Source organism: Flavobacterium sp., from assembly GCF_044373165.1.
Taxonomy (GTDB): domain Bacteria; phylum Bacteroidota; class Bacteroidia; order Flavobacteriales; family Flavobacteriaceae; genus Flavobacterium.
Window position 1 is genome coordinate 1 of the sequence record NZ_JBILQL010000071.1, and the last position, 12,882, is coordinate 12,882.

A 12,882-nucleotide genomic window follows, 5' to 3' on the forward strand; every position below is an offset into this window, starting at 1 on the left:
ATCAATTCCAAAGACAATATTGAAGCCACCGGCATTCCGTCGCAAAGCGCAACCGGAAAAGGCGCTGTGTTTTTACTTGACTCCGGAATAGTAGGCGAAACCGCTCCAATGGTGAATATCTTTATGGAAAAACTTAAAGAAGAAGGCTTTCGTAAAATGCTCAAATCCCAATTCATCAAATACACCGATGCTTGTGTGGAAAACTTTTTGGGTGGCGACATGAAATCGTTATTCGCTAACACCAAACAATTGTCTAAGGTTGTCTTAAACAACTTTAAACCTATGATCCCGGAAGCATTTCACGGCGTATGGCAAAAAGGAATTGACACCAACGATTACTACTTAAAACTTTGCGGTTCCGGCGGTGGCGGTTATATCTTGGGCTTTACCGAAGATTTAGAAAAAGCAAAACAATCTCTAAAGGATTATAAATTGGAAGTCGTTTACCAATTTTAATTCTCCCAAAATGCTCAGCCGAAAAACCAAACACACTTTGCTGAAAATCATCAGCATGTTTTCTGTGGTTCGCGGTTACAACATTCCTATTATCGCGTTAGCACAATACCTCTCGGCTATATTTATCTTAGCTCCCGAGAAAAGAGCGCTTGAAGTGATACTCGATTTTAATCTTTTTATTATAGTACTGGTTACGGGTTTAACGATTGCCTCGGGATACATCATCAACAATTTTTACGACAGCAAAAAAGACTTAATCAATCGTCCCAACAAATCCCAACTCGACCGATTGGTGAGCCAAAAAACCAAACTACAAGTTTATTTTACGGTAAATTTTGTGGTTTTCTTGTTGGCTTTTTTTGTATCGTTCAGAGCAGTACTGTTTTTTTCCACTTACATTTTTTTGATTTGGTTTTACTCGCACAAGCTCAAAAAAATCACGATTGTCGGTAATCTTACAGCAGCGTTTTTAGCTGTATTGCCCTTTTTTGCCATTTTACTTTATTACAAAAATTTGTATCCCGAAATATTCGCACACGCCACATTTTTGTTTTTGCTTATTCTTATCCGCGAAATGATCAAAGATTTAGAAAACATCAAAGGCGATGTAGCCAATGATTACAAAACCATACCGGTGTTGTACGGCGAAAATTTTGCCAAAAAAATCATCACTGCGCTTACCGCTTCTACCCTAATTCCGATTTACTATTTGATCGAAATTTTTGAAGTGGGCTACATGGATCTTTATTTCTATATCAGCTTAATCATCCTGATGTTTTTCCTCCAAAAACTATGGAAATCCAACGCCAAACCCGATTATTTAAAACTGCACAACATTTTAAAATTCCTAGTAGTGTCGGGAGTATTTTGCATAGTGCTCATCGATCCGTCAGTGTTAATTCACGGCAAAAAAATAGTTGAAACTATTGTTCGTTAGGAGCGAAAGGCTTGGGCTTATTGCTAAACCATTTTCCAGCCTTCCACACTATCTTTTTTATTCACTACTTTAGGCATTATCAGGTTATCTTTCTAAAATAAAAAAGGATAGTTTGTTCCAGTCTGGGCTAAATTCAAACTACGGCATTACAATCGGCGGTATAAGCCATTGAAATGCGTATCTTTGCCGAAATTCTGTGCCAAAATGGCCAAACAGAAGGAAGTAAATTACAGCATTATGAATAAGAAGGAAGGCAATAATAAAAGAGGTGGCTCGCGTCCTAACAGTACTCGACCAAGCTCTAACAAGCCTAAGCCACCAATGCCTAAAAGAGCACAAGGCCCGAAAAAAGCCAAGCCAACAACTGAGGCAACCGGTACCAAAAAAACCGCTAAGCCGGTAAACAATATTCCGAAACCGTTAAAGTCAGACGACATTCGTTTGAACAAATACATCGCCAACTCGGGTATTTGCTCGCGTCGCGATGCCGATATTTACATCCAATCCGGAAACGTAAAAGTGAATGGTGAAGTCATTACCGAAATGGGATATAAAGTCAAACCCGGCGATGTGGTAAACTTCGACGGAACACTAATCACGCCGGAACGCAAAGAATACATTTTACTCAACAAGCCTAAAAACTTTACCACTTCCAACGAAGACGATGCTGATCACCGCAACGTACTCGAATTGGTTCGCGCAGCTACTAAAGCCAAAATCCAACCGATTGGAAGAATGGATAAAAACACTACCGGTTTATTAGTTTTTACCAATGACACCGATATGATTCGCAAATTCAGTTTGCCCAATCAAAAGTCAACCAAAATTTATCAGGTAAGCTTAGACCGCAACTTAAAATTTGAAGACTTAGAAAAAATTGCCGGTGGTGTAACCTTAGACGGACACAAACTATTCGTGGACGAAATCTCCTATATCGATGGTGAACCCAAAACAGAAATCGGATTAAAACTCCGCACTCCTAACGTAAAAGTAGTCCGTGCTATTTTTGAAAATTTCAAATATGATGTTTTAAAAATCGACCGAGTATCTTTTGCCGGTTTAACCAAAAAGAATTTACCGCGAGGCAATTGGCGTTTCCTAACCGAACAGGAAATTATCAATTTGAAAAACGTTTAAAATCGTATATCTTTACCCTAACAAAATCCCATTTAGTTGGGATTTTTTATTTATGAATTATGTCAGCAGAAAAAAACCTCTCTATAGCTCATCTTTGGTTTGAAGCATTCAATGCCCATAACCTCGAAAAATTATTATCGCTTTACGATGATGAAGCGGCGCACTTTAGTCCGAAACTCAAAATCAGACATCCTGAAACCAATGGTTTAGTTACCGGAAAAAATGCTTTAAGCGCATGGTGGCGAGATGCCTTTGACAGGTTGCCAAGTTTACATTATAAAGTAACTTCACTAACAGCTAATACAGACAGGGTTTTTATGGAGTACATCCGAAAAGTAGATCATGAACCCGAAATGTTGGTCGCCGAAGTCTTAGAAATCAAAGAAAATCGTATCATTGCCTCCCGTGTTTATCACGGATAATTTATCATACTATTAACAATCCGTTTGAACAAAAACTAATAGTTTTACTACCACTAAACCATTAATCATGAGAAACATATACTATTTTTCAACCGCCATTTTATTAACTGTATTCTTTACGTCTTGTAAATCAGAAGAAAAAAATGGTGACATCAAAACCATATCCAAAACCTATTTTGAAGATAAAAATGCGTTGAATCCTTTAGATGCCACACAAAACGGGCAAAGTCAGTTCAACGACCAATTGGTTTTCGAAATGACCGAATCACATCGAAAAAAACAAGCCGATTTTTATGCAAAATACGAAACCCAACTTACCAACGTAGACACTACTTCACTTTCCGAGGAAGAGAAAAACAGTTATGATATCATGGTTTGGGAAATTTCAATTGGCAAAGAATTGCTCCAACAAAAGGCCAATTTAATGCCTATTCACCAATTTTGGGGAACGCATTTAACCATGGGGCAATACGCCAGTGCTGAAAGTGCGCAACCTTTTAAAACCGAAAAAGATTATCAGAATTTCTTAAAAAGAATGGATGCCTATACCGTTTGGCTCGACTCAGCGATGGTGTATATGAAAAAAGGCCTCCAAGAAAAAGTGGTAATCCCTAAAGTGTTGGCCGAAAAAATTGTCCCGCAGTTTCAAGATTTAATTACGCCTAAAGTAGAAGACCATTTATTCTACTCGAGTTGTAAAAAATTCCCGACTGATTTCAGTCAGATGCAAAAAGATAAATTTTCTAAAGCTTATGCTGAATTAATCAACACCAAACTCAATCCGAAATTTGAAAAATTCATTGCTTTTATGAAGTCAGAATACATTCCGGCTTGCCGAACCACGAGTGGTATTGGCAGTATTGATGGCGGAAATGAATTGTATAAAGTATATGTTAAGCAATGGACAACCACCACCAAAACTCCTGAAGAAATTCATGAACTTGGACTAAAAGAAGTGGCGCGCATCAAAGCCGAAATGGAAAAAGTAAAAACACAAGTCGGCTTCAATGGTACTATCATTGCGTTTTTTGACCATGTTCGAAACAAGCCAGAACTAATGCCATTTAAAAAACCGGAGGAAGTGATAGCCAACTTTGAGCGCATCCACGACATCATCAAACCTAATGTGAACAAATTTTTCGCTTTGCAACCTAAAACGGCATTCCAAGTAAAACGAACCGAAGCATTCCGTGAAAAAACAGCTAGTGCCGAATACTCTCAAGGAGCTGCAGATGGTTCCAGACCGGGCACTTTTTATGTTCCGATTCCCGATGTAACCCAATACAATTATTACGGCGATGAAGATTTGTTTTTACACGAAGCGATTCCGGGACATCATTTCCAAATTTCGTTACAACAAGAAAACCAACAACTACCGGATTTCAGAAAGTTCAATTGGTTTGGTGCTTATGGTGAAGGTTGGGCTTTGTACACTGAAAGTTTAGGGAAAGAATTGGGCTTGTACAAAGATCCGTACCAGTATTTTGGCATGTTGGGCAACGAAATGCACCGAGCCATCCGTTTGGTAGTAGACACAGGAATACACAGCAAAGGTTGGACACGTGAGCAAGCCATTCAATATTCATTAGACAACGAAGCGGAAAGTGAAGCCAGTATCATAGCCGAGATTGAGCGTTATATGGCCATTCCGGGACAAGCTTTATCTTATAAAATTGGTCAGTTAAAAATATTAGAATTGCGTCAGATTGCTGAGAAAAAAATGGGTAAAAACTTCGATATTAAAGTCTTTCACCAAAAAGTTCTAGAGTCGGGTGCAATGTCTTTAGCGCTTTTGGAGCAAAAAATAAACCGTTGGATTACCACAGGAAAATAAATTAAAAAAGCCGCTCAAATGAGCGGCTTTTTTAATTGCTGATGCTTTTTTCAAGATTATTAAAATCAATAGTTTTACCATTGACATCAAAAAACTCGTAAGTGTATTTTAGCTTTCCTTCTATTTCTTCTATCTTGATAAACATTTGGTAAAATCCTTGATTCCATTCTACCACCAAATGGTACTCATAATCGCCTACACCAAAACTGCTTGGGAGATTACTGGTATAAAGTAATTTTTTAGATTTTAAATTGAGTGTCGGGATTTCAAAATTCTCATACTCGCCCATTTCATTATCGTCTATTTTCTTGCCTAAATAATTAATGCTGGCGTCGGCTTTGGATTTTTTCTTCTTCTCTTTCCCTTTATTATAATCGTCTTTAATAGAAAAAATCACGTCTTTCATAGCACTCTTTCCGGCATTGACCAAGGAAAAACGAATTTGATGATGGTACATGAGCTTGTGCACTTTTTTGTTGCCTTCATCAACAGTAGCGCCTTCGCTTAAATCATTGTCTATAATTTCAACTATGGGTATATTTTGTCCGGGAGCCAAAGTAAAGGCATCAAATTTGTGGCTTTTTAATTTTTGCTCTGCTTCATCCACAATCTTATCCTTCTCTACTATTTCTGCATTCAAAACCTCAATTTGCTTGATGGCTTCTTCCAATTGTTTTTGTTTTTCAGCCGACATGGAATTGGCATTGTTTCGGTACCATAAATAGCCTGATAATGCCAGTAAAACAAAACCAATAATTGCCAAAACCACAGTTATCATAAGCTTTTTTCCTTTCATTTGAATAAAAGATTTACATCAAATTACCATTGACGTTGTAAAAATAATCCAATTTTCAAAATGTAACAGTTCCATAAACAACAAACTGTAAACATATTATTAACCAAAAAACTAACCTAAAAAAAAAAGCCCTAACAAAAGTTAGAGCTTTTTCTGTGCGGGTAATAGGACTCGAACCTACACGCCTTGCGGCACCAGATCCTAAGTCTGGCACGTCTACCAATTTCGCCATACCCGCTAAAATTGAGATTGCAAATATAAATATAATTATTAATTACGAATTATGAATTACGAATTTTTTTAAACGTCTTTTTTAGTAAATTTGAATACTACAATTTAATACTAAAAATGGACAATATTAAAAACTACGTTCAGCAAAACAAAGAACGTTTTATTGAAGAACTGATTGAACTTTTAAAAATTCCTTCAGTAAGCGCCGACAGTGCTTATGCCCAAGATGTAATCAACACTGCAGAAGCCGTAAAAGCCAGCCTGGAAAAAGCCGGTTGCAACTTTGTCGAAATCTGTGAAACACCCGGTTATCCTATAGTTTTCGGGGAACATATCATTGATAAAAGCTTACCTACGGTTTTGGTTTACGGCCATTACGATGTGCAACCGCCGGATCCAATGGAATTATGGACCTCGCCTCCGTTTGAACCGGTAATCAAAACTACCGAAATCCATCCGGAAGGCGCCATTTTTGCTCGTGGTGCTTGCGACGACAAAGGACAAATGTACATGCACGTTAAGGCTTTCGAATACATGATTCAGAGTAATTCACTTCCTTGTAACGTGAAATTTATGATTGAAGGTGAAGAAGAAGTAGGTTCTAAAAGTTTAGGCTGGTTCGTTGAAAGAAACCAAGAAAAACTAAGTTGCGATGTGATTTTGATTTCCGATACCGGAATGATATCCAACCAACAACCAAGTATTACTACAGGATTGCGAGGTTTGAGTTATGTAGAAGTGGAAGTAACCGGACCAAATCGCGATTTACATTCAGGATTATATGGCGGTGCTGTAGCCAACCCGATTAATGTGTTGACCAAAATGATTGCTTCAATGCACGACGAAAACAACCACATTACCATTCCGGGTTTTTACGACAAAGTAGAAGAATTATCGGCTGCTGAAAGAGCAGAAATGGCCAAGCGTCCCTATAGTGAAGAAGCTTATAAAAAAGCCTTAGACATTGAAGATGTTTACGGAGAAACCGCATACACCACTAACGAAAGAAACTCGATTCGTCCCACTTTAGACGTCAACGGCATTTGGGGCGGCTACACAGGCGAAGGCGCAAAAACAGTTATAGCCAGTAAAGCTTACGCTAAAATCTCAATGCGTTTGGTTCCGAACCAAGATTGGGAAGAAATAACTGAATTGTTTAAAAATCACTTCGAGAGTATAGCGCCAAAAGCAGTAAAAGTCAAAGTGACACCACATCACGGCGGACAAGGTTATGTAACACCAATCGACAGCATTGGTTACAAAGCAGCGAATAAAGCGTACTCTGAAACCTTCGGCGTTCAAGCCATTCCGGTGCGTTCAGGAGGAAGTATTCCAATTGTAGCTTTGTTTGAAAAAGAGTTGAAATCAAAAACTATACTTATGGGATTTGGTTTAGACAGCGATGCCATTCACTCGCCTAACGAGCATTTCGGTGTGTTTAATTACTTGAAAGGTATTGAGACTATTCCTTTATTTTATAAATATTTTGTAGAACTTTCTAAATAGTTAACCGCAAATTCACAAATTATTAATCCGTTCTTCTTCATTGATGGAACGGATTTTTAGTTTTAGGGCGTTACCTTGTTGCACAACATTTTACTTTAAAAGAAATCGCCAAAGGCAACAAGGCCAGGATTTCCATTTCAATCTTTTTCTCTTCAAGAAAAAGGATTTCCATTTCAATCCTTAACGCAAATCGCTATAAATTAGACCTAAAAATTAAATTTTAACTCTACAGTTGTAGAATTGAATTATTATTCTACATTTGTAGAGTTAATACTAAAAACGTAGAACAATGCAGTTGACCAATTCAGAAGAACAATTGATGGAACACTTGTGGAAACTAGAAAAAGCTTTCATGAAAGATTTGTTAGAAGCCTTTCCGGAGCCAAAACCGGCAACAACAACGGTGGCCACACTTTTGAAAAGAATGATTGACAAAAATTTTGTCTCTTACAACGAGTTTGGAAACTCACGACAATATTATCCGTTAGTCAAAAAATCGGATTATTTCTCCAAGCACGTCAACGGATTGATTAAAAACTTTTTTAACGATTCGGCTTCGCAATTCGCTTCCTTCTTTACAACTTCGACTAATTTGTCTGAAAAAGAACTGGAAGATTTAAAGAAAATCATCGATGTTGAACTTCAAAAAAAGAAAAAATGATCGACTTCCTAATCCAATCAACCCTCAGTCTGGTCATCTTTCTCAGCTTTTATCATTTGGTATTAGAAAGAGAAAAAATACACCAATTCAATCGATTTTACTTGTTGTTTTCGATTGTAATTTCGCTGGTTATTCCGTTTATCACTTTTGAAATCATAAAAGAAATTCCGGTTGCAGCAATAATAGAACCAACTTACATGCCGATTCCAATGTCGAATGAAACCATTCCGGTCATTGAAACTATTGATTACACGCCAATAATTGTATGGAGTTTATACGGAGTGACCACACTCTTTTTAAGCATTCGTTTCGGAAAAAATATTTGGAAATTGATTTCAAAATCAACCTCAAATCCAATAGTGAAATACAAAAACGCCAAGCTGGTTTTAGTGGAAGAAGAAACGCTTCCACATACCTTTTTGAATTCAATTTTCATCAATTTTGATGATTACAACCAAAGAAAAATAGAAGACGAATTGTACACACACGAACTGGTTCACGTAACCCAAAAACACACTTTAGACATCTTGTTTGTTGAGTTTTTGAAAACCGTTTTTTGGTTTAATCCAATGTTTTATTTCTATAAAAAAGCCATCCAACTCAACCACGAATTCCTTGCCGATGAAAAAGTAGTGGAATCTTATAACAATGTTCCGTTTTATCAAAGTTTGCTATTGCAAAAAGGAAACACCAACCCAACGATTTACTTGGCCAGTAATTTGAATTATTTAGTAACCAAAAAACGATTGATTATGATGACCAAAAACACTTCGAGAAGCATCGCCTTTTTGAAAAAAATAGCCATTGCGCCAGTTCTAGCCGGTTTGATTTACTTTTTCTGTGTTGAAGTTGTGGCGCAGGAAAAAGTATTTTCCAATACAATTTCAACATCAGCAAAAAACAAGAAAAATTACGAAGAAGTATATTATAAAGATGTTCGCGTCAAATATTATGAAAGCCGAATTAAAACTAAAAACGGTTACAAATTTGGAAAGTTAATTTTTGACAAAAAATACCAAGAACTTACAGAAAAAGAAAAGAACGATATCATACTGTTTTTATTCGTTCCTAAACCATTAGAAAAAAAATCACCAACTAAAAACGAATTAAATGAGTTCAAAAACTCAAAAAAATATGCCATTTGGATTGACGGAAAAAACGTCTCAAATAATGAATTGAACAAGTATAATCCTAAAGATTTTGCTCATTTTTCGGGAAGTGTAATTCTAAAGAATGCCAGAACAAAAAAACATCCGCAACCATTTCAATATTGGTTTTATACACTTCCTTATTTTGAAAAAGAAGGAATGGGAGAACAAAAAAACAAATATCCGGGTGAAGAAATTGTAATTTGGAAAGAAGGTAATACAAAAACCACTAAATCAACAGTAACTACAAATATCATTCCTACAAATAATGACACGATCAAGAAAAAACCATTAGAAAAAGTAACCATCAAAGGCGAAGTCTATGAAAAAGTTGGCGAAAAATACTTCAACGAAAAAGGGTCATTTGATGCCACCGGAAAGACTAAATTCAAAGATGGCTATATCAAAATAAACAACCAAACTTGTTTCTATGTAACGAATGAAAAAGGAGAAATTAAATATTTTGATCCCACCGGGAATAGCATTGATATTTATGGCATAAAAAAGACCCCAAAAGCAACGCTATTGAGGAAGTTCCAACAAAAAAACAAGAAACTGATGTTCACAATTTATCCGATCTAAACGAAAAACCGGAGTTCGAATTGGGTTTAGAAGCCTTCTACAAATATATTGGTGCCAACTATAAAATCCCGGAAGAAGTAACCAAAAACAAACTAAAAGGAAGAGTTTTTGCCAGTTTCATCGTTGAAAAAGACGGCAGTTTATCCAACATAAAAATACTAAGAGACATGGGTTATGGAACGGGTGAAGAAGCGGTAAGAGTTTTGAAAGAATCCCCAAAATGGAAACCGGGAAAAATAAACGGGAAACCGGTCAGAACGATGTATAGTCTCCCGATTTCGATAAAATCTGAGTAAATGAATTTTAAGATTCTAACCTTGTTTTCACTTCTTTTATTGGTTAGCAGTTGTAAAATCAATCAAACCCTCAACCACCACCGTGAAGGCAAATGGGTGTATAAAGACACCGTCAACGGCGTACTTTACAAATCAAAAGGAAGATATAAAAAGAGTGTTGAAATTAAAACTTGGCGGTATTTCGAAAACCGTAAATTGGTTAAAAAAGAGAAATATTCCAACGGCATTTGTCACATCAAAACTTTTGATCACAAAGGCAAAATCACTGCAACCGGTCAATCAATGATGGTGGAAGAACAAGACGGAACGCATTGGTACATCATCGGTGAATGGACTTTTTTTGATGAAAAAGGCAAAATCATCGGCATTAGAAAATATGACAAAGGCGTACTGATTTCTGAAGAAGAAATAAAACCGAACCCGCTATAAATTAGCGGGTTTTTTATTAAAAATCAACGCCTTATAATAAACTAAAAGTTTTGGCGTTATATTTGTATAATCATCATCATCAAAATCATCCGGACACGTTTCGGACTTAAATCAATCATCATGTTAAAACGTTTTTTCCTCCTTTGTTCGGGTGTTGATACCAACATCGTGAACTCTTGTTCCAATGGCGAACAAAACAAATATGCCGGTATAGGTGCGACCGTGTTTTTTACTGCAATAATGGCTTTCATAGCGGCAAGTTATGCACTTTACACTGTTTTTGATAATGTATATACAGCCATTTTCTTCGGGCTGATTTGGGGATTTTTAATTTTCAATTTAGACCGATTCATTGTTTCTACAATCAAGAAAAGAGATAGTTTTTTAGATGAATTCATTCAGGCTTCACCGAGAATTGTATTGGCTATTATCATCGCTATAGTGATTTCAAAACCTTTGGAAATTAAAATTTTTGAAAAAGAAATCAATACCGTTTTATTGAAAGAGAAAAACGAAATGGCCATTGCTAATAAAAATCAGGTTGCTAACTATTTCAAAAGCGATGTTGATCAAAACAAGGCGGAAATAGACAGTTTGAAATCAGCCATAACCCAAAAAGAAAAAGAAGTTTCCTCTTTATACAACTCTTACATCACTGAGGCTGAAGGTTCGGCAGGAACCAAAAAAATGGGAAAAGGACCAATTTACAAAGAAAAACGAGCGGCTCATTATGTAGCGATTAAACAACTTGATTCTCTAAAAATTTCAAGTGCAAAAATCATAGCTGAAAAAGAAAGCAGAAGTAAAATGCTTCAAGCTGATTTAGACAAAAAGGTTTCTGAAAGCCAACCCATCATTGACAGTTTCGATGGTTTAATGGCGCGAATCAACGCCTTAAGCAAGTTACCATGGTTGCCTCCCTTTTTTATAATGCTTTTGTTTTTAGCCATTGAAACCTCTCCTATTTTTGCCAAATTATTATCGCCAAAAGGTGAATACGACTTGAAACAAGAAGACCAAGAAATGGGAATAAAAAGCTTAATGGCTCAAAACCGTTACCAAAGCGAACTGCAAAAGAAAACTGATGCAGAGATTTATGATAAAGTCTACGCCGACATACGCGAAGACAAAGAACTTTATAACTACAAGAAAAAAGGGGCTATCGAATTACTCAAACTACAAGCCGATGGTTTTGTAGAGAAACAGAAGAAGTCGATGTAAAAATACTATTTATCTACTTAACCCATCATAGTGGGAAAAAGATAATTACTGTTAAGTGTTTAACAATTTTAAACTAAAATTGATCTTATCCAAAATAACTTTCTTGTTGGAATCAAACTCAAACAAAACTGCATTATTATAATTCATATTACTAATCTTTTCATTGATTATTTTGTTGGGTGCATTGATAAAGAAAAAATCATTTTCAAAATCGGTATTTCTCAAGAACATAAAATCTTCAATATCATTGACTGAAAAAAAGCACAAGTCATAGGATGACATTTTATAATTGGTCAAATTTTTCTTTTTGGTACAAATATGAATTTCCATTTTCTCCGCATAATAATGTTTTATAAAAGAGGAGAAGCCTTTAGAAATATCATAAACAAAGAATTTTTTTTTCATAACAAATAAATGTTTAGTTAATTATTAAAAAACAGTCTAAGATGCCGCCATAGAGAAGCTTTCACTGGAAATTCTATCTTTTACTTCTGAGACAACAATCTCTGTTTGTTTTATAGCACTAGTATTTACTTTGGTTAGAATTAATTGGTTGTTTTTAGTTATCACTATAAGTGTATGAAAGTGCTTTTTATATAAAGCTGCAAAAATCAACAATGGTATAATGACTACTATAGAAATAAGTTTACTCCATAAACTAGAATCGAAATAATTAAAAGAAGTATAAAGCAACATTAGAGAAATCATTACGGTCCAAAAATTAATTTTTAAACTTCTTTTAGTAATCAACTTAATAGTTTTTATTTCATTTAAATAAATACACTTTAATCCATATTCTCTGGTCAAGAAAAACTGGTCTTGAAAAATAAAACCTTGTGGATTAAAAAGTTTTGAATTTGATAGATTTGGGTCAATCATAATCTTAACTTTAAAATATTAAAAAATCATACTTTTAAACTTTCCCTTTTATAAAAAAAGTAGGCTGCAATGATAAGACAACCCATAAATACATATTGATAACTATCAATAGTAGCAGCAACCGGTTGCTCTTCTGCATAAAACTCATCAATTACCTCTTCATCAGCAAATGAAAAAAAAACAATTAAACAAGAAAAACAACAGCATGTATGACTTAATAAAATTCTTTCTCATCTGTATATTGAATGCGAACGAAAATATCATTAACGCTATAGCCGTTGTTTTTTTTTCGATGAAACCTTAATATCTAGCGATGAAACTGTATTTTTTAAAGACGAAATATTTTG

13 protein-coding genes, 1 tRNA gene and 1 pseudogene are annotated in these 12,882 nt (G+C 35.5%); 11 read left to right on the forward strand and 4 right to left on the reverse strand.

What is annotated here, in order from left to right; all coding sequences use genetic code 11:
* The 5 genes and pseudogenes from ACIQ32_RS09255 to ACIQ32_RS09275 form a co-directional block, all read left to right on the forward strand.
* Nucleotides 1-456 (forward strand): annotated as a pseudogene (locus ACIQ32_RS09255) (mevalonate kinase); the annotation flags it as partial.
* 10 nt (nt 457-466) lie between these two features.
* A complete protein-coding gene (locus ACIQ32_RS09260) occupies nt 467-1,393 on the forward strand; it encodes a geranylgeranylglycerol-phosphate geranylgeranyltransferase (protein WP_396195406.1) in 927 nt (308 codons plus the stop codon).
* Nucleotides 1,394-1,630: 237 nt separating this feature from the next.
* Entirely contained in the window at nt 1,631-2,530 is a 900-nt protein-coding gene (locus tag ACIQ32_RS09265) for a pseudouridine synthase (protein ID WP_396195419.1), read from the forward strand.
* A gap of 59 nt (nt 2,531-2,589) precedes the next feature.
* Nucleotides 2,590-2,952: a nuclear transport factor 2 family protein gene (locus tag ACIQ32_RS09270; RefSeq protein WP_396195407.1), complete on the forward strand. Its 363-nt coding sequence runs from the start codon at nt 2,590-2,592 to the stop codon at nt 2,950-2,952.
* A 67-nt stretch (nt 2,953-3,019) separates the two neighbouring features.
* Nucleotides 3,020-4,786, forward strand: coding sequence for a DUF885 domain-containing protein (locus ACIQ32_RS09275; RefSeq protein WP_396195408.1), 1,767 nt, complete (start codon nt 3,020-3,022; stop codon nt 4,784-4,786).
* Between the two features lie 31 nt (nt 4,787-4,817).
* Here ACIQ32_RS09275 and ACIQ32_RS09280 read toward each other — a convergent pair whose 3' ends face one another.
* Nucleotides 4,818-5,582, reverse strand: coding sequence for a hypothetical protein (locus ACIQ32_RS09280; RefSeq protein WP_396195409.1), 765 nt, complete (start codon nt 5,580-5,582; stop codon nt 4,818-4,820).
* Between the two features lie 156 nt (nt 5,583-5,738).
* Nucleotides 5,739-5,820, reverse strand: a tRNA-Leu gene (locus ACIQ32_RS09285).
* Between the two features lie 110 nt (nt 5,821-5,930).
* Between ACIQ32_RS09285 and ACIQ32_RS09290 the strand changes: the two genes are divergently transcribed.
* From ACIQ32_RS09290 to ACIQ32_RS09315, 6 genes are all read left to right on the forward strand, one after another.
* On the forward strand, nt 5,931-7,319 hold the full coding sequence (locus ACIQ32_RS09290) for a dipeptidase (RefSeq protein WP_396195410.1): 1,389 nt from the start codon (nt 5,931-5,933) through the stop codon (nt 7,317-7,319).
* Between the two features lie 289 nt (nt 7,320-7,608).
* Nucleotides 7,609-7,980 carry a BlaI/MecI/CopY family transcriptional regulator gene (locus tag ACIQ32_RS09295; protein WP_396195411.1) on the forward strand — a complete coding sequence of 124 codons (372 nt, stop codon included), beginning with the start codon at nt 7,609-7,611 and terminating at the stop codon, nt 7,978-7,980.
* Nucleotides 7,977-9,710 carry a M56 family metallopeptidase gene (locus ACIQ32_RS09300; protein ID WP_396195412.1) on the forward strand — a complete coding sequence of 578 codons (1,734 nt, stop codon included), beginning with the start codon at nt 7,977-7,979 and terminating at the stop codon, nt 9,708-9,710. The genes ACIQ32_RS09295 and ACIQ32_RS09300 overlap by 4 nt, the downstream gene beginning before the upstream one ends.
* Nucleotides 9,711-9,730: 20 nt before the next feature.
* Nucleotides 9,731-10,006, forward strand: coding sequence for an energy transducer TonB (locus ACIQ32_RS09305; protein ID WP_396195413.1), 276 nt, complete (start codon nt 9,731-9,733; stop codon nt 10,004-10,006).
* Nucleotides 10,007-10,435, forward strand: coding sequence for a hypothetical protein (locus ACIQ32_RS09310; protein ID WP_396195414.1), 429 nt, complete (start codon nt 10,007-10,009; stop codon nt 10,433-10,435).
* Between the two features lie 120 nt (nt 10,436-10,555).
* Complete coding sequence (locus tag ACIQ32_RS09315) at nt 10,556-11,656, forward strand: DUF4407 domain-containing protein (RefSeq protein WP_396195415.1); 1,101 nt, start codon at nt 10,556-10,558, stop codon at nt 11,654-11,656.
* Nucleotides 11,657-11,707: 51 nt separating this feature from the next.
* Here ACIQ32_RS09315 and ACIQ32_RS09320 read toward each other — a convergent pair whose 3' ends face one another.
* Nucleotides 11,708-12,061, reverse strand: a complete 354-nt coding sequence (locus ACIQ32_RS09320) for a hypothetical protein (protein WP_396195417.1) — start codon at nt 12,059-12,061, stop codon at nt 11,708-11,710.
* 36 nt (nt 12,062-12,097) lie between these two features.
* Nucleotides 12,098-12,535 carry a hypothetical protein gene (locus tag ACIQ32_RS09325; RefSeq protein WP_396195418.1) on the reverse strand — a complete coding sequence of 146 codons (438 nt, stop codon included), beginning with the start codon at nt 12,533-12,535 and terminating at the stop codon, nt 12,098-12,100.
* Nucleotides 12,536-12,882 lie beyond the last annotated feature (347 nt).